Here is a 23,579-nt window from a genome sequence, read left to right as displayed (position 1 = left end):
GCCCCTCCAGAACAAGGTTCAGTATCTGTGCTCTCTTCGCTTCTCGCTCGGTCAAATGTAGTCCTCTCATGGACTGACATATTCACTGAGCAGTTACCTACTGACAATATCACTGAGCAAAGACACTGGGGTAACGTAACCTTGTATGCCGAAAGGGGAAATGATATACTCCCATGTGAATAGCCCTTATCTAGAAATCCGGCGTCCAGCCGGATTTGTCACGATTGAGGGCAACGTATTCCGGGACCGTTTAGAAGTGGGGCTTCCCCACTTTCTTTGTTTCAGGGGTGGAGAATATGAAGAGCGATTTCATAATCGCTTTGACCCAGCTAGCCGCGGAGAGGAACCTCCCACGGGAGATCGTCCTGAACGCCATTGAATCGGCGCTCGTCTCGGCGTACAAGAAGGACGCGATCGTCGCCGGCCAGGACATCCAGGTCAAGCTTGACCCGGGTTCCGGTGAGGTGCACGTCTTCATCGTGAAAACGGTGGTTGACGAGGTAACCGAGCCGGTCAGCCAGATATCCGTGGCGGACGCCCGCAAGGTAAAGAAAGATGCCGTCGCAGGGGACGTGATCCAGACGGGCACAATCCCGCACAGCGCCGGCCGCATCGCAGCGCAGACCGCCAAGCAGGTCGTCATCCAGCGCCTGCGGGAGGCGGAGCGCGACCTGGTGTTCCAGGAGTACGCCGACAAGGAAGGCGAGGTCTTCACCGTCACTGTGCAGCGCGTCGAGCCGAAGCAGGTGATAGTGGAGCTCGGCCGGGCCGAAGCGGTGATGCCCACCTCTGAGCAGGTCTCGACCGACCGCTACAAGGTCGGGCAGAAGTTCAAGGTGTTGCTCCAGTCGGTGCGGCAGTCAAACAAGGGCCCCGAGATAGTCATCTCCCGCGCGGAAAAGCTGCTGATCAAGCGGCTGTTCGAGATGGAAGTGCCGGAGATCTACAACGGCGCGGTGGAGATTGTCGCTATCGCCCGCGAGGCCGGCTCCCGCAGCAAGGTCGCCGTATGGGCCAAGCAAGAGGGCGTGGACGCCGTGGGCTCCTGCGTGGGCCTGCGCGGCATCCGCATCCAGAACATCGTGAACGAGCTCCACGGCGAGAAGATCGACGTGGTCCAGTGGAACAAGGACCCCGGCAAGTTCATCGCCAGCGCGCTGAGCCCCGCCGTGGTCTTGCGCGTGGACGTTAACCGCGACGCCGGCACGGCGATGGCCGTTGTGCCCGAGCGCCAGCTCTCCCTCGCCATCGGCAAGGAAGGGCAGAACGCCAGGCTGGCGGCCAAGCTCACGGGCCTCAAGATCGACATCAAGAGCGATGTGGAAGCAGCCAGCATTGCGCCGCCGCCCGCGCCGGTCGTTGAGAAGCCCGCCCAGGCCGAGAAGCCGAAGGTTGCCGTCCAGGAGCCTGCTGCCAGGAAGAAGACCCCCGTCGTCGCGGCGCCTGAGCCTGTTGTGGCCGAGGAGCCGGTCGAGCTTGAACCGGTTACCGAGCCTGCAGAGGTTGAAGAAGTTGAGGCGGTGGAGGAGCCCGCGGCTGTTGAGGTGCAGGAGCCTGAGCCCATTGAGGAGCTCGTTCCCATACCCTCGCTGGACCGGGCGACTTCCCTGCGCGACGTTTCGGACGACATCTGGCGCGTGCGCGGCATGCCATCCGGCGAGCCGGGCATGATCAGGTTCGCCGAGGATATCGACGAGCTGCGCTTCCGCGGCGCCGGCAGCAAGAAGAAGAAGGGCGGCGGCGGCCGCGACGATAGCGCCGCGCGCAAGACCAAGGCCGGCAAGAAACGCTAACCGAGACCTGTGTAGATGCCTACCGTCGGCGCTCGTAAACAGAAGCACGTCCCACAAAGGACTTGCATCGTCTGCGGCAAGAAGGCCGCCAAGGGTGAGTTTATGCGGGTTGTTGCCACAACCGGCAATGCGGTACAGATCGATGAGACAGGGAAACTACCCGGCCGGGGGGCCTACGTCTGCAAGGACGTGCACGAGGCCCCCGGCCAAATCAAAAAAAGCCGCATAGAGTATGCGCTTCGCACCAAGATGGAAGACGATGACTGGGCGAGACTGGTTACAGTTATGAGATAACCAGCCACACCTTAATCAATCCGCCGACCGATGATGCGCAGCCACCCTCGTGGGCTTCAACCACTGGAGGCCATATGACTAACAGAGCCGCACAGCCACGAAGAAACGGCAGCGCCCCCCAGAATCGCTCACCCCAGGGGGCGAGCAGGCCCCCACAGGGCCGACCTCCCCAGAAGGCAGCAGCAGCCCCGCAGAAGAACGGCCCTCCCCAGGCCCCGCAAGCCCGCCCTCCGGCGGCGCCCAGGGCAGTCGCCCCTCCCAAAGCGCTCGACATCCCGGGAGCCATATCCGTCAAGGAGCTCGCCGGCAAGATGTCCGTAGACCCCATTGAGGTCATCAAGCGCCTCATGCGTTTGGGGTTCATGTTCAACATCAACGATGTCATCGAATTTGAGGTCGCCGAGAAGATCGCGCAGAGCTTCGGCTTCCCCGTCAATGCTCCCAAGGCGGCAAAGGGGCCGGGCTCCATCGTGCTCAAGCACCAGGAAGAGGACCAGTCCAAGCTCCAGCTCCGCCCGCCGGTCGTGACTATCCTGGGCCACGTCGACCACGGCAAGACAACGCTGCTGGACGCCGTTCGCCACAGCCATATCGTGACCGGCGAGAGCGGCGGCATCACCCAGCATATCGGCGCTTACCAGGTTGAGTACAAGAGCAACAAGATCACCTTCCTGGATACCCCGGGCCACGAGGCGTTCACCGCCATGCGCGCCCGCGGCGCCCAGGTCACGGACATCGCGATCCTCGTCGTCGCCGCGAACGACGGCATCATGCCGCAGACGATCGAGGCGATCAACCACGTGAAGGCCGCCGGAGTGCCTATCATCTGTGCGATCAACAAGATCGATACGGCGGAGGCGGACCCGGAGAGGGTCAAGCGCCAGCTCGCCGAGCACGACCTGATGGTGGAGGAGTGGGGCGGCAACGTTATCTCCGTCCCCGTTTCCGCCCTGAAGGGCATCGGCATAGACGACCTGCTGGAAAACATCGTGATTGTCGCGGAGGTCGGCGAACTCAAGGCCAACCCGGACAGGCTTGCAGAAGGCGTGGTGCTCGAAGCCAGGATCGACAAGAGCAAGGGACACGTCGTTACAGTCCTCGTTCAGACAGGCACACTCAGGATAGGCGACAACATCGTCGCCGGAGGTGTCCGCGGGCGCATCAAAGCGATGCTGAACGATCGCGGTGAGCGGATAGAGGCCGCCCTACCCTCGCAGCCTGTGGAGCTCCTGGGTATGACCGGCGTGCCTCAGGCCGGCGACAAGTTCTCCGCCACCGCGGACGAAAAGACCGCCCGCTCCATGGTTGAGACGTTCGAGAAGGAGAAGGCGGAGCGGCTGGGCCGCACCAAAATGAAGCTGGAGGAGATCCACGCCAAGATCGAGTCCGGCGAGGTGAAGGCGCTGAACCTGGTGGTCAAGACCGACGTGCAGGGAAGCATCGAGCCCATTCTCAACGCGCTGGAGCAGGTAAACACCGACGAGACGCGCGTCAACGTTATCCATGCCGCGGCGGGCAGCGTTACCGAGAGCGATGTGCTCCTGGGGGTCGCCTCCGAGGCCATCATCGTGGGCTTCAACAGCCGGCCCGAGCCGGGCGCCAAGGCCCTGGCCACACAGGAAGGTGTAGACCTTCGCCACTACGATGTCATCTATCGCCTGGCGGAGGACGTCCAGAAGGCGCTGAAGGGCCTGCTGACGCCGGAGGTGAGGGATATTACCGAGGGCGTCGCCACCGTGCGCGCCGTCTTCAACATCGCGAAGCGCAAGGTTGCGGGCGTGTATGTCAACTCCGGCAAGGTAAGCCGTGGGACAATCATCCACGTGCTGCGAGGCGGGAAGCTCCTCGCCAAGGGCGAGCTGAGCAGCCTCAAGCACTTCAAGGACGACGTTCGCGAGCTTGGCACCGGCTTCGAGGGCGGCCTCACGGTGGACGGGTTCACGGACTTCGCCGAAGGCGACATTGTCGAGGCTCACCGACTGGAGCAGGACGAGTAAGAACACCTTGTAGCCTGCGCGATTCATCGCGCCTGTCTTGCCCTCAGTCGGCAGAGGCGCGATGAATCGCGCAGGCTACACTACCCCGGACCCCTATGCCATCTACTCCCACTCCTAAAAAGACTCTCCTGTTCAAGTTCCACGGGCAGACGCTGCAGTTCGCGGTGTCGGACAGCCTCTTCAGCAGCTTCCACGTAGATACGGGCACTCAGCTCCTCCTGCGCACCGTTGCCGACCTCCAGCCCCGCAAGTTTCGCAAGGTGCTCGACCTTGGGTGCGGCTACGGTCCCATCGGGCTGACGCTGCTCAAGACGGGTTGGGCCGCAGAGACCCACATGACGGACCGTGACGCCCTCGCCATCGAGTACACCCGGCGCAACGCAGAAACTAACGGCGTCGCCGGCGCAACAGTGTACGGTAGCCTGGGTTACGATTCCGTGAAAGATCCGGATTTCGACCTGGTAATTTCGAACATTCCCGCCAAAGCGGGCGACGCGGCGATCACGTCATTCCTGCTGGGGGCGCGCAAGCACCTCAGGGCCGACGGCATGGCCGCGGTCGTTGTTGTAGAGCGCCTGCACGATATGGTCGCTGGTGCGCTGGCCGGCGACCCCGGACGTGAGGTAACGCACGTAAAGCAAGGGTCCGGCCACACGGCGTTCCACTACCGTTTCGCCGGCGACGGGCCGGACGGCGGCGTGAATGGAGATGACGACCCTTATCTCCGGGCAGAAGTGCAATTCAGCTACGGTAAGGCCAGTGTGCACATGCGGATAGCCTTCGGACTGCCGGAGTTCGACACGCTGAGCTTCCAGTCGCGGTTGTTGATCGCCGGCCTCCGCAACCTCGGCGCGGCGCGAAGCGGCGCCTTCTTCAACCCTGGGCAGGGACATACGGCGGTGGCAGCTCTGAAGGCACTTGGCCTGCAGTCCGTAACCCTGTTTGACCGCGACCTGCTTGCCCTCAGGTATACTAAAGACAGCCTCGTTATCAACGGCTTGCCTGCGGACAGTGTCGCCACCGTACATTCGATGGACATAGACCCGACCGTCCCCGAAGCCGGGTTCGACCTGGTCGCCGGCGCCCTGCGCGAGGACGAAGGCACAGATGCGGCCGTGGCCCGTGCGATACAGGCAGCGGCAGTCCTGGGCCCGAGCGGGACGCTGCTCATCGCAGGGGGCTCCACGTTAATCACCAGGCTGCAGGATGCCCTTCGTTCCAACAGGAGGCCATTGCGGCTCGTGGACCGGCAACGCGAAAAGGGCTACAGCCTGCTCATAATGAAACTGAAAGAGACCGGAGGGCCGCGATGACTACCCGACGATTGGAAAGGGTGAACGGACTGCTCCAGCGCGAGATCAGCCGGGCGATCAGCCTCGAGGTCAAGGACCCTCGTCTCTCCAGCATGGTCAGCGTGTTGCGCGTGGAGACGTCTCCGGACCTCAAGAACGCGCGCGTGTTCGTAAGCGTGATGGGAGACGAGCAGGAGAAGAAGAGGGCGATGCGCGCCCTGCGCTCCGCCGCCGAGTATATCCGGCACGCCACGAAAGAGAACGTGGAGCTGCGGTCCGTGCCTCACATGGCGTTCGTCCTTGATGAGACGATCGAGCACGCGATCAAAATGAACAGGCTCATCGACAAGACACTCTCCCAGCGCGGTAAGTCAGGCGGAGGGACGCCCACCGTCGAACAGGGCGAGCTCGCTGATGGAGCGCCGAAGGATGGTTAGGCTCCATGCAGCATTGGGCCGTTACCCTGCTCGCCGCGGAAGGGCTTATGCCGGCTGACGGCCAGCTGAACGGCATCCTTAACATCAACAAGCCGTCCGGGATCACCAGCATGGACGTGGTCCGCCGGATCAGGCGGGCATCGGGCCAGAAGCGGGTCGGCAACGCAGGCACTCTGGACCCCATAGCGTCCGGGGTCTTGCCCGTCTGCCTGGGCCAGGGCACGCGCATGGTCGAGCATCTGATGGAGGGTAAGAAGGTCTACCGCGCCACCTTCCTCCTGGGTGTGGAGACCGACACCTACGACTCCGACGGCACTGTTGTCCGCACGGTCGATCCATCTGCCGTCAGACCTCCAGACCTGGAAGGCGTGCTGAAGTCTTTCCATGGCGAAATTGATCAGCTTCCCCCTATGTACAGCGCCATCAAGGTCCAGAGCCGCAGGCTGTACGACCTTGCGAGGAGCGGCGAGGAGGTGGAGAGGACTACCCGGAAGGTCCGCGTCTACAGTCTTGAAATCATCGAGACCTCCCTGCCCTCGTTCACGGTGGACATCACCTGCGGTCGCGGATTCTACGTGCGCTCCCTTGGGCACGATGTCGGCGAGCGGCTTGGGTGCGGCGCCCACATGACGGCGCTGGAGCGGCGGCGCGTAGGGCCCTTCGATATCGAAAGCGCCACCGGTCTGGACGTCGCCCTGGTCGCCCTGGAAGAGGACCGGGCCGCCGGAATTCTGCGACCGTTTGACGCAGCGGTCGAGCACCTGCAGGCTGTCACGGTCGGGCCGGACGGCGAGGCAGCCATACGCCACGGCAGGCCTGTGACCGCCATCGTGCCGCCGCCGAGCGACGGCGCCGGGAGCCAAATCCGCGTGTACACGTCTGGCGGCCGGTTCCTGGCCCTGCTCGTGTTCGATCAGCGGTCAGGAGGATGGAGGTCCGACAAGGTCTTCCTCTGACGCGGGATTGCGCCGTCCGCCGCCCTCTGGTCAATACGGATTCCGAAGAAAACGGCGCTGTGCGACCACCATTGCCACAAAATTGGGCCCAGGAATCGGCTGGGGCATAGCTGAAGGTATTGACATAGCTAGGACAGAAGTATATCTTCTAGCTACAAAGCTTGGGAGGAATAGCTATGGAAGCCTACTGCTTTAAGTGCCGCGCGAAGAGGCAGATCTCAAAGCCCGCGGCCGTCAAGCTGAAGAACGGCCGCCCGGCCACCCAGGGGACCTGCCCGGCCTGCGGGACCAAGATCTTCCGGATCGGCAAGGCGTAGCCGGCGACGAATCGCAAATACTCTGACGCGCATCTCATTTATTGCCGGCCCCAGGGCGGGCGGTAATAAAAGCCCCCGCATTTTCCCTCGAAAATGCGGACAGGTACTTGCGTCTATAGTGTATAATAGCGGGAAGTGACGAGTGTTGGGTCCCGTTTGCCCACCGGCCGGGTTCATTTCCGGACGACAAAAAGCAAAGTCAAGGGCTCCGCACCGTCTTTTCTTGTGTTCAAAACATAGGCATTCCTCCGGCGCATGCCGCGAGAATAGTCAGAAAAGCTGGCTCAGGTGACAGAAGTGGCAACTTACGCAATCGTCAAAACAGGCGGCAAGCAGTACCGCGTCGAAGAGGGCGACACCATTCGCGTCGAGACCCTCGAAGGGAACGAGGGCGATACCCTAGAGCTGACGGACGTCGTGCTGGTCTCCCAGGACGGCAAGGTCACCGTGGGCGATCCCACCGTCCCGGGCGCAAGGGTGACGGCGCAGATCAAAGCCCACGGCAAGGGCAAGAAGCTCATCGTCTTCAAGTACAAGTCCAAGACTCGCAACCGTCACAAAAACGGCCACCGCCAGCCGTTCGTAGACCTCAACGTAACCGGCATCACCGTAGCCTAGCCGGGATTGGAGTAAACAGAGATGGCACACAAAAAGGGCGCCGGCAGCTCAAAGAACGGCCGAGATAGTAACGGCCAGCGGCTGGGCGTGAAGGCCTATGACAGCACACTCGTTTCCGCCGGGTCGATTATCGTCCGCCAGCGCGGCACCAAGATCGCCGCTGGGTCGAACGTCGGCGTCGGTCGCGACCACACGTTGTTCGCGCTCGTGGACGGCGAGGTAAAGTTCGAGTTCGCCGCCAAGGACAAGAAGCGCGCGAGCGTTTATCCTCTGAAAGGGGAATAACAATGAAGACAGATATCCATCCCAGGTATTACCCTGAGGCACGCATCGTCTGCGGCTGCGGCCGTTCCTACACCACCGGCTCCACCAGGCCGGAAATCAGGGTCGAGATCTGCCGCGAGTGCCACCCTTTCTATACGGGTGAGCAGAGGATAGTGGACACTGAGGGCCGCGTAGACCGCATGAAGCGGCGCTACAACCTCAAGTAACGCGTCCTGCAGTTTGCGTATAATCATAGGGGTGAGATGTCTCACCCCTATTTCTTTGTCTGAAACCACTCCCCAACGGTAGCGCCAAATGCCATCCCCTTCCCGGACCACATACGGCGGACAGGCCATCATAGAGGGTGTAATGATCCGCGGGCGGCGCCACGCCTGCATTGCAGTGCGAAGGCCGGACGGCAGCATAGCCCTCCACGCGGAGCCAATCAACCAGATTTTCCTCGGGAAGCTCAGGAAGGTCCCTTTCATCCGCGGCATGTTTGTGCTTGCCGAGTCGCTCACGATCGGCATGAAGGCCCTCAGGTACTCCGCGAACGTCGGCGCAGAGGCCGAGGGCGAGAAGATCAGCGGCGCGGCGATGGCGGGCACGATGGCCATCTCGTTCGCCTTTGCCATGGGGCTCTTCTTCATGGTCCCGGTCCTCGCAAGCCGCCTCCTGGAAGGCGTCCTCGGGTCCGAGTTCCTGAGCAACCTCGCGGAGGGCCTTATCCGCCTTGCGATCTTCCTCGCCTACGTCATCCTCATCGGCCGCGTCGAGCAGATACGCCGCGTCTTCATGTACCACGGCGCGGAGCATATGACCATCCACGCGCAGGAGCGGCAGGACCCGCTTGAAATCAGCGCGATACGCAAGTACCCCACCGCCCACCCACGCTGCGGCACGGCGTTCCTGCTAGTCGTTATGTTGGTTGCTATCGCCGTCTTCACCGTCATCGGTCGCGACCCCCTGTGGTGGCTGATCTCCTCCCGCATTCTGCTCCTCCCGGTCATTGCCGGAGTGAGCTATGAGGTGATCCGCTTCAGCGGCTTCCATTCCGGTAACCCGCTCGTCGGCCTCATCACCGCGCCAAGCCTGGCCCTCCAGGCGCTGACGACCCGCCAGCCGGACGACGACCAGATAGAGATCGCCATCGCCGCCATGAACCTCACGCTGGAAACAGACGCGAAGTTGACACCGTAGTTCCCTCAAAGGACCCGCCTGAGGGCTAGCACACCCCGGATATACTAGAGATATATCCCTTCGGAGTGTGTGGATGACCAGGGTGCTTCTGTCTCTAGCTCTACTAATCGCCATCGCCGCCTGCTCCAGCCCGGCGGCCTCCACCGCCACACCAACGCCGGGCGGCCCAATGTCAATCACGCAGATCAAGTACTTCCTGATCGGCAAGTACCCGGACTTCTTCTTCTGCGACCCCGACTACTACCCCGTCAGCCGCGAAGGACAAGAGGAGTCTCGCGCGAAAGAGCTCTTCATGCAAATCCGCGCCGACCAGGAGATGTTCGGTGCGATCACGTCGCGCCTCGGCATCGCCGGCAGGAGCGACTACTCGGACGCGCAGAAGCTGCAGATATACCGCGAGTATAAGAAGCTCAACGCCCTAGGCGTTGAGCCGGTCAACGGCAACTTTCGTTATGACTTCCGGGCCAACCGCGCCGGAAACGGCCTGGCCATCTCCGGCATCGTAGACCAGCTCGGCGCCCAGCTTGTCCACAAGGAAGAGCCCACTGTAGTTACCTGCCCTATCTGCCTGCCGGGCGAAGCGATGATAGACACACCGAGCGGGCCGGTGGCGGTCAGCGCGGCATTCGTCGGCATGCCGATCTGGACGATGGACCCGAGGGGCCAGAAGGTGCAGACAACGGTGGCCGCGACAGGCAAGGTGCCTTCGCCCGCAGGCCACAAGATGGTGCGAATCGAGCTCGCCGACGGCAGAACGCTAACGGTCTCTCCCGGCCACCCGTCCGCGGACGGTAGGCCGATCGGCCACTACTCGAAAGGTTTTGAGCTGGACGGCTCGGCCATAACCTCGATCACGTTCATGGACTACACTGGCAATGAGAGGTACGACATCCTGCCGAACGGCACAACCGGCCTCTACTGGGCTAACGGCATCCTGGTCCAGACCACCATTTCCCTGAAGCCGCTCGTTAAGCCGGCGCGCTAGGTTTTAGGACGGCCTCCAAACGCACAGGGCCGGCACGTGTGCCGGCCCTGTGGCGTTCCTGCGGCTTACCTCAGTGCTTCAGCCGCTTGAATGCCTCCTGTGACTCCCTCACAACCCTGATTGCAGCGTCCCGGTCTTCCCACCCCTCCACGCCGGTCTTCTTCTACTCAAGCTCCTTGTAGATGGTGAAAAAGTGCTCGATCTCCTTCAGCAAGTGCGGGGGGGCCTCCGACAGCCGGTTGATGTGGTTCCACAACGGGTCCGCCACCGGCACGCACAGTATCTTCATATCCGGTCCCTTCTCATCCCACATCTTGAACAGCCCCACCGGCTTTGCCTCAATCAGGCATCCCGGGAAGGTCGGCTCCCACAAAAGCACCAGGGCATCAAGGGGGTCATTATCCTCCGCCCACGTGTCCAGAATGTACCCGTAGTCGCTCGGGTAGTGGACGGAAGAAAACAGCATCCGGTCGAACTTCAGCACCCCGCGCTTCTTGTCGAACTCGTACTTGTTGCGGCTCCCCTTCGGTATCTCGATCATTACATCAACGGTCACGTCAGACACGGTCTCGGTCAATAGACTGCTCCTGGTTGGTTGTATGTGTATCTATTGTAAGCGAGTCCGGGGTACCGCGAACTAAGTGCCGCATACTTGAATGTCTGGTATAATCAGCATGAGGTGACATCGAGATGGCCATAAGACATTCTGCTAACTGCATGACAACAGTCAGCGATGGTGGCAGAATTGTCATTCCTTCCGACATACGAAAAGCCATGGGCATAGTGCCCGGCACGGAAGTGATTCTCCTTCTCCAGGAAGACGGCGAACTGAGAGTTATGGCGAGAGAGCGCGCAATCCGATGGACCCAGGATATGGTGAAAAAGTATGATCGCGGCGCAGGCTCGCCAGTTGACGAGCTAATTAAAGAGCGGGAAGCGGAGAGTGCTCGTGAATAGGGTCGTTGTGGACTCATCGGCAGTGCTTGCCCTCTTCTGGAAGGAGAGCGGCGCCGAAGTAGTGCAAGAGGCCCTTTCTCTTGCATCTATCAGTAGTGTGAACGTCTCTGAGGTCGTGGCGAAGATGGCCGAAAGAGGTCTTCCCGGTGAGATCATCTATTAAATGCTGATGTCGTTGAACGCGACAATAGAGCCCTTCGATATGGAACAGGCATATCAGGCCGGCATGTTACGTCTCCCAACAAAGGCGGCTGGCCTGTCGCTCGGAGACAGAGCATGCCTGGCGCTGGCCAAAAAGCTGGAAGCTAAGGTGCTTACGGGGGATAGAAAGTGGAAGCTGCTGGCCCTGGGGATAGACATTGAGGCAATCCGTTGAGGAGCGTCCGATGCCATCGGGACGCTCTCTCAGCAGGCTAAGGGGGAGTTGGTGGAGCTGGGGGGACTTGAACCCCCTACCTCTTCAATGCCATTGAAGCGCTCTCCCAGATGAGCTACAGCCCCACGGTCAACTGCGGCAGTCACAACAACGGGCGGCTGAGGGTAGCCGCCGCGTCTATCTAATATAGCAAGAACCCCCTCAGCTTGCAAGAATCGCGCCCCGTTTCCCCTTTTCCATTCCCTCTTGCCTTGTCTTACTTCACCCCGTACCCTGTACCCCGTACCCCACCAAAGGACACCCCCATGGCCAAACGCAAAGTGCTCGTCACCGGCGCGGCCGGATACGTCGCCGGCCTCATGCTCCCTACCCTGCGCGAGAAATACGACCTCACGCTCCTGGACGTGAGCGACTTCACCAGCGCCGGCCGAAACCACCCGCACGCCAGGGTGCCCGGCGTACAGATCGCCGACCTTACCGACCCCAACCGCAGCAAGTACGCGAAGCACTTCGACGGGATCGATACGGTCGTGCACCTTGGATACGTCCGCCAGACACAGGGCGAGCAGGAGATCGACCAGTACTGGAGCCAGCGCGCGAACATAGACATGTGCTACAACGTCCTGCGCGCCTCGCACGACGCCGGAGTGTCCCGCATCGTCTCGGCAAGCTCCAACCACGCCGCCAACTGGTGGGAGCGCGACCTCATTTCGAAGTGCAAACTGGAAAACCTGGACCCGTACACCTGGCCACTCTCGTACAACTTCTACGGCTGGTCCAAGTCCACTTACGAGCACCTCGGCTTCCTGTTCGCCAACGGCGGCGTGGGCCGCCGCATGGGCGTCGTCATGGTCCGAATCGGAGGCCCGGGCGAGCTGGACCTCAGCAAATACGAAGACCTGGGCGCGGCCAAGCGGGGGCTCGGGGCGTGGCTAAGCCCCCGCGACCTCACGCAACTCTTCGTGAAGGCCATCGACACTCCCAGCATCGATAACGAGCACGGCATACCGTGGCAGGTAGTCTACGGCATCTCCAACAACACCCGGGCATTCTGGTCTCTCGCAAACGCGCGCAAGGTGCTCGGCTACGAGCCGCAGGACGACTCCGAGGTGCGCTATGCAAAGGACATAGAGCGCCTGATGACCGGCAAGAACACCGTGGGCAGGCTGGACAAACAGGCGCCCTGACTAAAGGCACGGCTTCATCGCAGGGGCGTTCTATGAACGCCCTCGTTCCTCTCTCATGCGGTAATAGAAAGCTCTGCGCCGTTCAACCCGGCAAACTAGTGTAGAATATCGCCTGATAATTTCAAGTGAACAAGGACTCAACACGTGGCAAAGCGAAAGGTTCTGGTAACGGGCGCGTCCGGCTACGTCGCAAGCCTGATGCTCCCCGGCTTCCGCGAAAAGTATGACCTGGTGCTCCTCGACTCTCGCAAAGAGGACCGCACCGGCAAGGCCGTCCCCGGCATTGAGGTCGTCGACCTGATCGACCCCGACCGCAAGAAGTACGCGAAGTACTTCGAAGGGGTGGATGCCGTGGTGCATCTCGCCCACAAGATCCAGCGAACGGACCCCATAGACCACTTCTTCTCCGAGAAGCAGAACGTGGAGATGGCATACAACATCTTCCGCACGTCCTACGATGCAGGCGTCCGCCGCGTCGTTATGGCCAGCTCCAACCATGCCGCCGACTGGTACGAGCACAACATGGTCCACACGCGCAAGAAGGAGGTAGTCGACCCTTACGACTACCCACTGTCGGACAATTTCTACGGCTGGGCCAAGGCTACGTACGAGCACATGGGCTTCCTGTTCGCCAACGGCTTCCCCAACTTCTCGCACCCTTCCGGTCGGGAGCTACTCGTTGAGGGCGCCAACGCCGGCCGCAAGCTCGGCGTCATCATGGTCCGCATCGGCCACCCGCGCGAGCTGGAGTTCAAGAACTACGGCAGCGACGAGGCCACATTCAAGCGCGTGCTCGGATGCTATTTCAGCGCGCGCGACGCAACCCAGATCTTCATGAAGTCGATAGAGACCGAGAACATCGACAATGAGCACGGCATCCCATTCCACGTCGTCTACGGCATCAGCAACAACACCCGCGCCTTCTGGTCGCTTGCCAACGCCCGGAAGGTGCTCGGCTACGCGCCGGAGGACGACGCAGAGGTGAAGTTCGCCCACCTGGTGCGCGAACACATCACCGGCAATCCAAAGTCCGGCGTGGGCAGAGTCGGCCTCAAATAAGCGTTCCGAAGGCATCGCCGCACTTGGCCCTCCGCGGTGCGGCGATGTTTTTGCGACGGCATTGATTCGCTGCGGCAAACGCTGGTATGATACGAAACGTGGTGCGATTCGCCCTTTATGTCTATGAATGGCCCGGGCGCAGAACCAGGAGCACCCGTTGCCGGACAATCCCAGCCACGCGGGCAAAAAGGCGTCTCAGCACAGAGACGCGGGAAAAGACAAGGGCGAAACGCGGTCCAATGAAACGGCGGATGGAGAATCATCCGCCGCTGAAACGGCCGTCGCCACCGCGCCCTCCGCCTTCGACCGCCACGTCGCTTACCTGACAGACCCTCGAATGAGCCATCCCACGACCGCGCAGGAACGGTCCCTGGCCGTGCGCCAAATTCAGCGCGACTACGGCAACAGATATGTGCAGCGCGTCTGAACGCCGCCGTCTCCACCCGCACCGCGGCGCGCAAGACCTCCGAAACGGTTGTACAGCGCGCGGGTGGCAAGGACGCGCCGAGCCTGGTCGCCGAGGCCACGGAGCAGGTCGGCGCCCTCCCACCCTCCCCAGAGAACGACATCCCGAGCGAATCGGAGACTTCCGACCGCAAGGCCAAGGGCCAGAAGGTTGGTGAGGAGTTCGGGAACCTTGTCAAGGGCAAACCAAACCTTGAGGAAATTCTCAAGCCGATAGTTTTCCCCGGCGTTGAGTCCGAACCGGAGCCCGAAGCGCCGCCTCCCGTTCCTGCCCCGCCGGCACCGGTCTCAACCCCTTCCCAACAAGGGTCGCAAGACCCAGAGGCGAAGACTCCCGAGGAAGGCCAAAAGGCACGAGAATCGCTGGAGTCCACCTCCACGGGAAACAAGGCCAAGACCGGCGCCACAATTGGCACCGCCGTCCTGGAGAAGGCATCGTCAGGGGCTATCGCCGCCTTTAATGTCGCCGCCAAAATCGGCGCCGCCGTGGGCCTTTTCTTTTCCGCAATCGCCGCCATTTTCGACCTGAGGGCGGCCGTCAGCTCCGGCAAGAAGATGGTGGCGCTGGACAAGATCGCATCGGACGCCAAGGCCGCGGGACACGACCCCGAGGTAGTCAAAGCCGTACAGTACGCCATGGAGCAGAAGTTCGGCAAGGCCGTACGGCGCGCCATTACCTTCGTGGCAGCAGCCATCAGCTCCGGCGTAAGTATCGCGGGCATCGCCGGCGCAGGGACCGTTGCGCTGGCTTCAAACCCCATCGGCTGGGGTATCCTTACCGTGCTGGCCGCAGGCGCAATCGCGCTGGGCGCCGCAATCACCATCTACAAGATCGGCCGGTGGATATACAAGAAGTTCAGCGGCGTTCTGGGAGAGCAGAGGAGAGACACCGCTCTCACGCTGTACAAGCGTGGCGTAGTTGGCGGAGACACTGTTGCCGCTGCCGCACTGAAAGAGCTGGGCCTGGACCACAAGGCAATGAAGGCGGCACTCTCCGCCGAAGAGCCGGTGAAGGACGCCAAGCACCGCAAGGAAGTGATCGCAGACGTCGAGAAAAACATCGGCCGCCAGCAAGACAAGTTGAAGGCTGTGGAAGCGGAGAAGGCCAACGAAGAGAAGGAGCTACGCCGCTCCCACACCGACAAGATGAAGAAGAAGCATCAGGAAAAGATCGCCTACCTGGACGAGCGCATCCAGCACTACAAGGAAAAGACGGCCAACCTGGGCAAAGAGCTCGACTGGAAGAACCTTACCAAAGCTCAGCGCAACGATGTCAAGTCCATAGAAGACAAGCTCAAGAAGTAACGGCCATCTCGCGGCCCGCACGGACTCCATTATGTCTGTGCGGGCCGCGCCCTCTTAGACCCCCAGCGCCGCCTTTATCGCCGCCCTGTTGTCCTCCACCAGCCGCCGCTGCTCCGGCCACAGCATGTCAGGCAGCTCGTCCAGCGGGAACCACCACATCGCCTCGTGTTTGACCTGGTCGGTCGGCTTCGCCTCCACCTGTTTCGTCTCGAACAGGTAGAAGTGCGTCGTCACCCACCGGTCCTTGTCCCAATTCAGCCGCTCGGCCACGCCCAGCTTCGTCACCAGTCGCAGGTCCGTTATTCCCGTCTCCTCGGTCACCTCTCGGGCCGAAGCTATCTCAAGCGTCTCGCCCGGGTCCACGCCCCCCTTTAGCAGCACGAATTGGGTGAACGCCTTCTCTTTTGTGAACGCCACCATCAGCCGCGCGCCCTCCCGCCGCGCTACCACGCCCCCGGCGGCGAGGCGCACCTTCAGTCCGGGCGCGCGAACATACCACGTTAAATCGATCGTCGGTGTAATTGGCATCAGAACCAGTACCTCGGCACGTTCTCTTCTTCCTTCGTAATCGCTTCCACCAGCGCGGGCTGGCCGGTCTTCGTCGCCGCCAGCGCGCGCTTGATGGCCGGCGCGAGCTGGTCGGGAGTCGTCACCTTTTCCGCATGCGCGCCCAGGCCCTCGGCCACCTTTGCGTACTCGCCGCCAAGCCGGTTGCTACCGTACTTCTTCGTGGCGTGAGGCATGTGGGCGCTGTAGTGCGTCATAACGCCGTTATTCAGCACCACGGTCATGATGCCGATCTTATTGCGCGCCGCCGTCTCGATATCCAGCCCGGCCATGCCGAACGCAGCGTCCCCCATGATGTTGATAACGTTCCGCTCGGGCGCGGCCAGCTTGGCCCCCAGCGCCAGCCCGAGGCCGTAGCCTAGCTGCGTGGACTTTCCCCACCCTATGTAGCCGTGCGGGGTCGTCGTCTCCCAGAAAGGCACAAGCTGCTCGCGCGGGTAGCCGGAGTCGTGCGTCATTATCGTGTTGCCCACGTCCACGGCCTTGCGAAACTCCGTGAAGACGCGGTAAGGGCTGATCGGCACCTCGTTGGAGTTAAGCATCGGCGACCATTCTTTAAGGAATTCAGCCTTGATGGTCGCGACCTCTTCCGCGACGCCGTTCACATCTCCCCTGCCCTTGCCGCCAAGCTGCCGCTTCGCCTCCTCGATCATTTGGCGAAGGACCAGCTTAGCGTCGCCCACCGCGCCCATGTGGACCTGGTGGTCCTTGTTGATGTCCTCCGCGCAGTTTGTGGACTGGGCCAGGACTGCCATTTTCGGGAGCGGCGCGTTGAAGAGCGTGTTGCTGAAGCCGGTACCGATGCCGAGCATAAAGTCCGTCTTTTGCAGGAAACGGTGCGCCATCAGCGTGCCGGAGCGCGCGCCAGCGCCGAGCGCGAGGCGGTGGTTCTCCGGGAACGCGCTCTTGCCGGCGAGGGTAGTCATGACCGGCACATTAACAAGCTCCGCGAATTCCAGGAGCTCGGCCATCGCCTCGGCGTAGAACACGCCCTGGCCCGCGTTTATGATAGGCGCCTTCGCGGCCAGCATCGCCTTGACGATATCCCGCACGTCATTCGGGTCGGCCTCCGAGCGGAACGGCCGCGAAGGCGTGTACTCGAGCGGCCCCTGGAACTCCTCCTCCGCCACGTCCATCGGGATCTCAAGCAGCACGGGGCCGGGCCTGCCCTGCTTCATCAGATTGAATGCATACCGCATAAGGTCGGGAATCCGCTGCACCTTGCTGATGTAGCCCGACCACTTCGTGATCCCTTTGTAGTGGCTGATCGCGTCGAAGGAAGGGTGGACGCCGAACCGGCCTCTTTCGTGCCCTCCGGGGAGCAGCAGGAATGGCACGTTGTCCGCGTAGCCCTGCGCCACGCCGCCGAAGGCGTTCTCCGCGCCCGGGCCGCGCTGCATCGTGAAGACGCCGATCTTCTTGCCGTTGTGGATCCGGCTGAAGGCGTCCGCCATGTTTACGCCCGCGCGCTCCTGGCGGCATATTATGGGGCGGATGCCCTCAACGGTTGCCGCGTCAATCAGGCTCTGGTGCGGGTACGCCGCCATCCACTCCACGCCTTCCGCCTTGAGTATCTTCGCGATAACGGTGTCGCCGTTCATGGCTCTCTCCTGCCCAGGTAAATGCCGGCCGCGACCGGTCGCAGTCGCGGGTTGTTGGGTAATATACGTCCCTCCATTGTGCGGGTCAAGCGACATTCCACAGGACATGGAAATAGCTCTACACGCCGCCTACACTTGGAGTTGGAAATGTAACTTTCGGACTAGGCGATTCGTTGCTAAGGATATAGGCGTTAGTGATCCCGGCGTAGTGAATTATTATCCTTGACATGCCCCATAGCCGTGGTTACGATTCAAGTAAGGGTTTAACTTTCCGGAGCAGGCATATGTCCCAGAAATACCAGCGGGAAATCGAGGAGATCCTCCAGCAAGTAGACACCGGATCGAGCCCGAAGTCCCGAATCAGGCAGCCCGGTCTTTTCAGCCGTCTCTCCGCGTCCATCAAGCGCGCCATGGGCGGCAATGTATTCTCCATCAGCCCGGGCAGGATCATGTTCGCCGCCGTCTGTTTGCTGCTCAGCGCCCTCGTAGTGAGCGCCTTCATCCCCGGCTACGTTGGGCCAATCGCCTGGGCCGGCCTGGTCCTCTTCATAGTCGGCTACGCGATGTTCTTCATCAAGCCCCGCACCAGCGAAAAGCGGTGGCGCGGCCAGCCTATTGAGGACAACGAGCGCAAGTGGTTCGGCCGCAAGTAACGACGTCTCTAGCCGAGTGAAAATAAGAAGGCCCGGACAGTTGTCCGGGCCTTCTTATTTCCAGCTTCTCGGATGCTCCGGGCTAGCCCTGCGCCCGGCTTGCCGCCTCTTCCTCCGGACGCCGGCGAGCCATGCTGCCCCCGCCATGCCCGCCGCAATCGCAATCAGGCCAACGGCGCCCGTGCTGGGCACCGACGGCCCAGGCGGTGGCTCGGACGCCTCGCCATAGCGCGCAAGCGCGAAGTCGTCCGTGCCGCCGCTGCCGCCGGCAACGATCCGGCTGTCGGGCTGCACCACGACGGCGTTGGCGGAGTCCGGCCCGCCCACGAAGTCTGTGAAGACCTTGCCGCCTATTCCGAATGAAGGATCCAGGCTGCCGTCAGTGCTGTACCGCGCTACCGCAAAGTTAAAGCCTGTAGAGCCGACGTTCGTGTAGCCGACGACGTCAATTGCGCCGTCAGTCTGGATAGCGACTGACTTGCCGTTATCCCACCCGCCGAGGTTGGTCGTCACCTTACCGTCCCCGTCGAATGACGTATCGAGCGCGCCGTCAGGGAGGTACCGCGCCACCGCGAAGTCGGCAGTAGGAAAATCCCCGGCGTGACCGGCAAGGACGATCTTGCCGTCGGTCTGGACCGCCATCTCGTACGCGTTGTCCAGCGCGGTGCCGAAGTCGGTCGTCACCATGCCGCCTGAGCCGAACGTGCCGTCCAAGCTGCCGTCGCTGTTATAGCGGACCAGTGCAAAGTCAGTGCTGTTCTGGGAGGACACGGCGGCGTGCCCCGCCACGAGTATCTTGCCGTCCGGGAGTACAACAACGGCGTCCGCGACGTCGCCCATGCCGAGGTCGAACCCGCCGATGTCCGTGATGACCTTGCCATCACCGTCAAACGATGCATCAAGGCTTCCATCCGGATTGTATCTCGCCAGTGCAATATCCCATGCGGTCGCAAAAAACTTGAAGAAGGCGCCCGCCGCGACTATTTTCCCGTCGCTCTGAATGGCGACCGAGAATGCCTGCGACTGGGCCCCAATATCACCCTGGTTGGCAAAGCCCGTGATCACCTTGCCGTCGCCGTCAAACGTCGTATCCAGGGTGCCGTCGGGGTTGTACCTGGCCAGCGCAAACTGGACGACGCCGCCAACGGTGACCTGGTTGTCTCCCGCGGCGAGTATCTTGCCGGCGTTGGGTCCGCTCTGGTAGACCTTCACAGACCACGCGGTTGCCCTTTGGCCGCCGAAGGTTGTCGTCGCCACGCCGCCGTTGCCAAACGTCGTGTCCAGGCTGCCGCCCACGTTGTAGCGGGCTAAGGCGAAGTTGCCGTTGCTATTCGATGTGAACTCAACTCCCGCGGCAACGATCTTGCCGTCACTCTGCAACGCAAGGGATTCGATGACTCCACTGTATGCGAACTCGGTCGTCGCCAGGCCGCCGGACCCAAAGGTAACGTCAAGGTCGCCGGGGCCGGCCAGAGCGGTGCCGGCGAAAGGGAAATACAACGACGCCACGACGAGAAGGAGGGCTACGGGCTTTGGGAAAGTGCGCATGAGTATCTCTTCCTTTAACGCAATATCACGGACCGGAACGGACGGCACCTTCAGGATCATAAAAACGGCACCGGAAATTCGCCATACATAGAGCAACTACTATGTGCTTAGCGCAAAAGGAAGCGGCCCCGGGCATCTCTGCAACCGGGGCCGCTGCATAAACTTCGTGATTCCGGCCTGGCTCTACGCCGCGCACTCGCCTTCGCCGCGCTCCAGCTTGTACTTGACGGTCTTGTCCCAGTCAATGTACTCCTGGATTGTCTCGCGGTTCAACTCACCGACCTCGGCAAACTCGGCCAGCAGGGGCTCGAAGACCTCCGGGCCGAGGCGGGCAGCGAAGTTCTTGAACTCCTCGCCCGGCTGGCGATTGGCCTCGTAGTACCGGATCACCTTCTTGAGCGCCTCGGGCACTCGTTTCGAAGGCACCTTCGTCTTTACGCGGAGGCCGATTCGCGTATCGCCGTCCTCGTAGCTGCCGCCGAGGAAAAGCTCGTATGCCGGCACCTGGCCGCCCGGGGCCTTCGCGGCCGCGCCGTGGAAGCCGATGGAGGCGATGTGGTGCTGGCCGCAGCCGTTCGGGCAACCGCTCATCTTGATGTGCATTTTCCGCGTTAGCGGGTCTGTGATGTTCATCTCCTCCAGCGTGCGGGAGATGGCCCTGTTCAGGCCCATCGACGACGTGATGCCCAGCTTGCAGCTGTCTGTGCCCGGGCAGGAGACCACATCAGTGATCTCGTTCGCGCCCGCGGACCCGAAGCCGATCTTCTTGAGCTCCGTCCATACCTCGTAGAGCGCCTTCTCCGGCACCCAGCGGAGGGTCATGTTCTGCTGGATGTTGATGCGCGCCCTGCCGCCGGCGTACTTGCGGGTCAGGTCCGCCAGCTGGTGGAACTGCTTCGAATTAATGTCGCCCTGCGAGATCTTGATGTCCGCAGTAACGTAACCGGCCTGCTTCTGGGGCTTGACGTTCGTCCTCAGCCACTCCTTGAACTCCGGCTCGCTGCCGTAGGCCGCATACTTGCCGTTGAGCGCGGGAGCATCCAGCGACTCGTCCTCGATGAACAGCAGCGCGGTGGGATCGAAGGACTTCTTGGCCCAGTTCTGCTCCATCTCGCGCTCGCACTCCTTGCGGAACTCCTCGATGCCGATGCGCGCGATGTAGAACTTGATGCGCGCCTTCATCTTGTTCTTGCGAAGCTCGTCCGTGAAGTGGAAGCGGCGGATGACCGCCTCCGCGTACTTCAGGTACTGGTCCAGCGGCGCGAACTCCACGAGAGTGGGCGCCAGCTTCGGCATGATGGATGTGCCGCCGCCGACGACTATTTTGAAGCCCTTCTGGCCGTTGACGATCCTGGGGATCAAGCCCAGGTCATGTATGAGCACGATGGAGCAGTCCTGCTCGGAGCACGAGAAGGCGGTCTTCACCTTGCGCGGAAGCGACTGCGTGTACGGGTGCCTTACGAAGTACCGAGCGTACGCGGCCGCGTACGGTGTAACGTCGAACGGCTCGCCGGGCTGGACGCCCGCGTGAGGGCACGCCGTCACGTTGCGGACGGTATTGCCGCACGCCTCGCGGGTCGTAAGGCCCACGCTGCCGAGCAGGCGCATGACGTTGGGCGCGTCCTCCAGCTTCACGTGGTGGTACTGGAAGTTCTCGCGCGTAGTAACGTGGCCTTTGTTGAGGGGGGCGTACTTCGCGGCGAACTCGCCCAGCGCATCAAGCTGGTCGGAACGAAGGCCGCCGAAGGGCACCTTCACGCGGATCATCTGAGCATTCGCCTGCCGCTGGCCGTAGACGCCGTTCCGCAGGCGGAACGCCAGGAACTCCATGTCCTCGAACTCGCCCGCCCTGAACCGCTTGACCTGCAGCTCGAAATCATCCGCTTCCTCAGGGATGACGTCGATAATGCCCTTCACTTTCGGCTTCCACTCAGTAGTTGTCATCTACAGGTCCCTCTCCTCATGAACGGCTCACCAGCCGCGGCTAAAATCCAGACCAAAAGAAAGCCCCGCACCAGGTCTATTGTGGGCGGGGCAGGTGTAAGAATGACGCAACTTGCTCCACGTCCCCTATGGGGCGCAGGCACAGAGGCAGGTTATGGTAACTTCTGCGGCAATCATTGTACCGAAACATTCTAACAAGGCAAACTGAAAGGTGTCAAACCGGCGGACTCATTTTCACGCCCAGCGTGGCCTCGCACCAGCGGGCCGCGGAGAGCAGCTTCGTCTCCTCAAATTCGCCTGCGATCACTTGTATTCCCAACGGCAGCCCGTCCGGGTCCAGGCCGGACGGCATCGTGACCGTCGGCAGACCCAGCGCGCTCCACACGATCTGGAAGGAGCCGTCGCCCGTCGTCTCAGGCCCCGGCGCCGGCGCGGGGGTCGTCGGTGTCAGCAGCGCGTCGTATTTGGCAAGCGTTTCGCTAATGACCTGTATGAAGTGCTGCCTGTAGCGCAGCGACTGGATATAGGACGCCGCGGGAATGACCATGCCCGACTCCACCAGCGCGCGCATCTTCGGGCCGTAGTCGCCCGGCCGCGCCGCGTAGTCGCGCTCGTGAGTCGCGGCAACCTCCGCGCCCATGATGACCTTGTGCCCCGCCGCGAGCGTCTCGAAGTCCGCGCCCACAGTGGCCTCCTCCACCACCGCGCCGCTCCCCGCCATGCGCTCCACAATCCCCGCCGTGTGGTCTCGGACATGCTGCGTCGCCCGCTCCGAGAAATACCCCTTCAGCACCCCGATTCTCGGCGCCCTGGCCCTTCTGGCCTTGAACGGCGCCATGTAGTCCTCGGCCGGCCTCCGCACCGATGCCGGGTCCCGGCGGTCGTAGCCCGCCATCGCAGCCAGCAGCAGCGCCGCGTCCTCTACTGTGCGCGTGAAATGGCCCATCGTATCGAGCGACGGAGCAAGCCCCATCACGCCGTAACGGCTGATCAGCCCGTAAGTGGGCTTCAAACCGACGACTCCGCAATAGGCAGCCGGCCTAACCACCGACCCGCCGGTCTGGGACCCCAGCGCCGCCGGGAACATCTTCGCGGCCACGCCGGCGGCCGACCCGCTGCTGGAGCCGCCGGGAGTGCGCGCCGCGTTCCAGGGGTTGCGCGTCGGAGGCGGGTCGTAGCACGCAAACTCCGTGGTCACGGTCTTGCCGATCCCAACCGCGCCGGCCCGCTTGAGCCGCGCCCAGGCGGCGGAGTCGTGGTCAGGCACAAAGTCCGCGTAAATGGGCGAGCCCATCGTGGTGCGGACCCCCTTTGTATAGAAAATGTCCTTGATACCGAAGGGCACGCCGTGCAACGGGCCGAGCTTCTTGCCGCCGGTCACGGCCGCCTCCGCCCGCCTTGCCGCCGCCATCGCCGCCCCCTCGTCCAGCGTCACCCACACCCGGAGCTTCGGCTCCAGCGCGCGGGAGCGGGATAGCAGCGACTCCATGAGCTCTACCGGAGATAGCTTTTTCCTGGCTATGAGCGCTGCGGACTCCGCGACGGTAAGCTCGTACGGCTGCATGGGAACACTCCACGTGAAAGACTAGGGCAATTCCGGTAGTAGGTTACCAGAAAAGCTGCGCCTTGCCAGCCAGCAGCTTCACCCTGTGTCTTTGCTCAGTGATATTGTCAGTAGGTAACTGCTCAGTGAATATGTCAGTCCATGAGAGGACTACATTTGACCGAGCGAGAAGCGAAGAGAGCACAGATACTGAACCTTGT

At 62.0% G+C, this 23,579-nt stretch carries 23 protein-coding genes, 1 tRNA gene and 1 pseudogene; 18 read left to right on the top strand and 7 right to left on the bottom strand.

Features of this window, described 5'->3' with window-relative positions:
* The first annotated feature begins 287 nt into the window (after window positions 1-287).
* The 11 genes from nusA (at window position 288) to FJ319_10100 (ending at window position 10,153) form a co-directional block, all read left to right on the top strand.
* Entirely contained in the window at window positions 288-1,793 is a 1,506-nt protein-coding gene (gene nusA, locus FJ319_10150; protein MBM3934644.1) for a transcription termination/antitermination protein NusA, read from the top strand.
* Between the two features lie 15 nt (window positions 1,794-1,808).
* Complete coding sequence (locus tag FJ319_10145) at window positions 1,809-2,087, top strand: YlxR family protein (GenBank protein MBM3934643.1); 279 nt, start codon at window positions 1,809-1,811, stop codon at window positions 2,085-2,087.
* A gap of 74 nt (window positions 2,088-2,161) precedes the next feature.
* Complete coding sequence (gene infB, locus FJ319_10140) at window positions 2,162-4,084, top strand: translation initiation factor IF-2 (GenBank protein ID MBM3934642.1); 1,923 nt, start codon at window positions 2,162-2,164, stop codon at window positions 4,082-4,084.
* A 95-nt stretch (window positions 4,085-4,179) separates the two neighbouring features.
* Window positions 4,180-5,397: a methyltransferase gene (locus tag FJ319_10135; GenBank protein MBM3934641.1), complete on the top strand. Its 1,218-nt coding sequence runs from the start codon at window positions 4,180-4,182 to the stop codon at window positions 5,395-5,397.
* The gene (gene rbfA / locus FJ319_10130; GenBank protein MBM3934640.1) at window positions 5,394-5,813 is read left to right on the top strand and encodes a 30S ribosome-binding factor RbfA; all 420 of its coding nucleotides are present in this window, start codon (window positions 5,394-5,396) and stop codon (window positions 5,811-5,813) included. The genes FJ319_10135 and rbfA overlap by 4 nt, the downstream gene beginning before the upstream one ends.
* A gap of 5 nt (window positions 5,814-5,818) precedes the next feature.
* A complete protein-coding gene (gene truB, locus FJ319_10125) occupies window positions 5,819-6,769 on the top strand; it encodes a tRNA pseudouridine(55) synthase TruB (GenBank protein ID MBM3934639.1) in 951 nt (316 codons plus the stop codon).
* A gap of 614 nt (window positions 6,770-7,383) precedes the next feature.
* On the top strand, window positions 7,384-7,704 hold the full coding sequence (gene rplU, locus FJ319_10120) for a 50S ribosomal protein L21 (protein MBM3934638.1): 321 nt from the start codon (window positions 7,384-7,386) through the stop codon (window positions 7,702-7,704).
* Between the two features lie 21 nt (window positions 7,705-7,725).
* Window positions 7,726-7,989, top strand: coding sequence for a 50S ribosomal protein L27 (locus FJ319_10115; GenBank protein ID MBM3934637.1), 264 nt, complete (start codon window positions 7,726-7,728; stop codon window positions 7,987-7,989).
* A 2-nt stretch (window positions 7,990-7,991) separates the two neighbouring features.
* Window positions 7,992-8,195, top strand: coding sequence for a 50S ribosomal protein L31 (rpmE, locus tag FJ319_10110; protein MBM3934636.1), 204 nt, complete (start codon window positions 7,992-7,994; stop codon window positions 8,193-8,195).
* Window positions 8,196-8,283: 88 nt separating this feature from the next.
* Window positions 8,284-9,168: a DUF1385 domain-containing protein gene (locus FJ319_10105; protein MBM3934635.1), complete on the top strand. Its 885-nt coding sequence runs from the start codon at window positions 8,284-8,286 to the stop codon at window positions 9,166-9,168.
* 73 nt (window positions 9,169-9,241) lie between these two features.
* Window positions 9,242-10,153 carry a hypothetical protein gene (locus tag FJ319_10100; GenBank protein MBM3934634.1) on the top strand — a complete coding sequence of 304 codons (912 nt, stop codon included), beginning with the start codon at window positions 9,242-9,244 and terminating at the stop codon, window positions 10,151-10,153.
* Window positions 10,154-10,316: 163 nt separating this feature from the next.
* On the opposite strand, the gene FJ319_10095 is transcribed toward FJ319_10100, so the two are convergent.
* Window positions 10,317-10,694: an inorganic diphosphatase gene (locus tag FJ319_10095; GenBank protein ID MBM3934633.1), complete on the bottom strand. Its 378-nt coding sequence runs from the start codon at window positions 10,692-10,694 to the stop codon at window positions 10,317-10,319.
* 176 nt (window positions 10,695-10,870) lie between these two features.
* Here FJ319_10095 and FJ319_10090 point away from each other — a divergent pair, with 176 nt between their 5' ends.
* Both FJ319_10090 and FJ319_10085 read left to right on the top strand, forming a co-directional pair.
* Entirely contained in the window at window positions 10,871-11,110 is a 240-nt protein-coding gene (locus FJ319_10090) for an AbrB/MazE/SpoVT family DNA-binding domain-containing protein (protein MBM3934632.1), read from the top strand.
* A pseudogene (locus tag FJ319_10085) lies at window positions 11,103-11,486 on the top strand (type II toxin-antitoxin system VapC family toxin). The gene FJ319_10090 and the pseudogene FJ319_10085 overlap by 8 nt, the downstream one beginning before the upstream one ends.
* A gap of 49 nt (window positions 11,487-11,535) precedes the next feature.
* On the opposite strand, the gene FJ319_10080 reads toward FJ319_10085, so the two are convergent.
* Window positions 11,536-11,611, bottom strand: a tRNA-Ala gene (locus FJ319_10080).
* Window positions 11,612-11,791: 180 nt separating this feature from the next.
* Here FJ319_10080 and FJ319_10075 point away from each other — a divergent pair.
* From FJ319_10075 to FJ319_10060, 4 genes are all read left to right on the top strand, one after another.
* Window positions 11,792-12,673 (top strand): NAD(P)-dependent oxidoreductase, encoded by an 882-nt coding sequence (locus FJ319_10075; GenBank protein MBM3934631.1) that lies wholly within the window; start codon window positions 11,792-11,794, stop codon window positions 12,671-12,673.
* A gap of 198 nt (window positions 12,674-12,871) precedes the next feature.
* Window positions 12,872-13,732, top strand: a complete 861-nt coding sequence (locus FJ319_10070) for an NAD(P)-dependent oxidoreductase (protein MBM3934630.1) — start codon at window positions 12,872-12,874, stop codon at window positions 13,730-13,732.
* Between the two features lie 127 nt (window positions 13,733-13,859).
* A complete protein-coding gene (locus FJ319_10065; GenBank protein MBM3934629.1) occupies window positions 13,860-14,159 on the top strand; it encodes a hypothetical protein in 300 nt (99 codons plus the stop codon).
* A gap of 524 nt (window positions 14,160-14,683) precedes the next feature.
* Complete coding sequence (locus tag FJ319_10060) at window positions 14,684-15,502, top strand: hypothetical protein (GenBank protein ID MBM3934628.1); 819 nt, start codon at window positions 14,684-14,686, stop codon at window positions 15,500-15,502.
* Window positions 15,503-15,556: 54 nt separating this feature from the next.
* Here the strand turns inward: FJ319_10060 and FJ319_10055 are convergent, their stop codons facing one another.
* Together FJ319_10055 and FJ319_10050 are read right to left on the bottom strand one after the other, a co-directional pair.
* A complete protein-coding gene (locus tag FJ319_10055; protein ID MBM3934627.1) occupies window positions 15,557-16,030 on the bottom strand; it encodes an NUDIX hydrolase in 474 nt (157 codons plus the stop codon).
* Window positions 16,030-17,766, bottom strand: a complete 1,737-nt coding sequence (locus FJ319_10050) for a thiamine pyrophosphate-requiring protein (protein ID MBM3934626.1) — start codon at window positions 17,764-17,766, stop codon at window positions 16,030-16,032. Before FJ319_10050 ends, FJ319_10055 begins: the two co-directional genes overlap by 1 nt.
* 188 nt (window positions 17,767-17,954) lie before the next feature.
* On the opposite strand from FJ319_10050, the gene FJ319_10045 reads away from it, so the two are divergent.
* The gene (locus FJ319_10045) at window positions 17,955-18,323 is read left to right on the top strand and encodes a hypothetical protein (protein MBM3934625.1); all 369 of its coding nucleotides are present in this window, start codon (window positions 17,955-17,957) and stop codon (window positions 18,321-18,323) included.
* A 54-nt stretch (window positions 18,324-18,377) separates the two neighbouring features.
* Here FJ319_10045 and FJ319_10040 read toward each other — a convergent pair whose 3' ends face one another.
* The 3 genes from FJ319_10040 to FJ319_10030 form a co-directional block, all read right to left on the bottom strand.
* Window positions 18,378-19,931, bottom strand: coding sequence for a hypothetical protein (locus FJ319_10040; GenBank protein MBM3934624.1), 1,554 nt, complete (start codon window positions 19,929-19,931; stop codon window positions 18,378-18,380).
* Window positions 19,932-20,054: 123 nt separating this feature from the next.
* Window positions 20,055-21,815 (bottom strand): nitrite/sulfite reductase, encoded by a 1,761-nt coding sequence (locus FJ319_10035; protein ID MBM3934623.1) that lies wholly within the window; start codon window positions 21,813-21,815, stop codon window positions 20,055-20,057.
* 214 nt (window positions 21,816-22,029) lie between these two features.
* The gene (locus FJ319_10030) at window positions 22,030-23,379 is read right to left on the bottom strand and encodes an amidase (GenBank protein ID MBM3934622.1); all 1,350 of its coding nucleotides are present in this window, start codon (window positions 23,377-23,379) and stop codon (window positions 22,030-22,032) included.
* Window positions 23,380-23,579: the final 200 nt, after the last annotated feature.

This window comes from SAR202 cluster bacterium (genome assembly GCA_016872355.1).
Taxonomy (GTDB): Bacteria; Chloroflexota; Dehalococcoidia; order Lucifugimonadales; family VGZY01; genus VGZY01.
The sequence above is the reverse complement of the archived record's forward strand: the minus strand, read 5'-3'. Positions and strand labels throughout refer to the sequence as shown.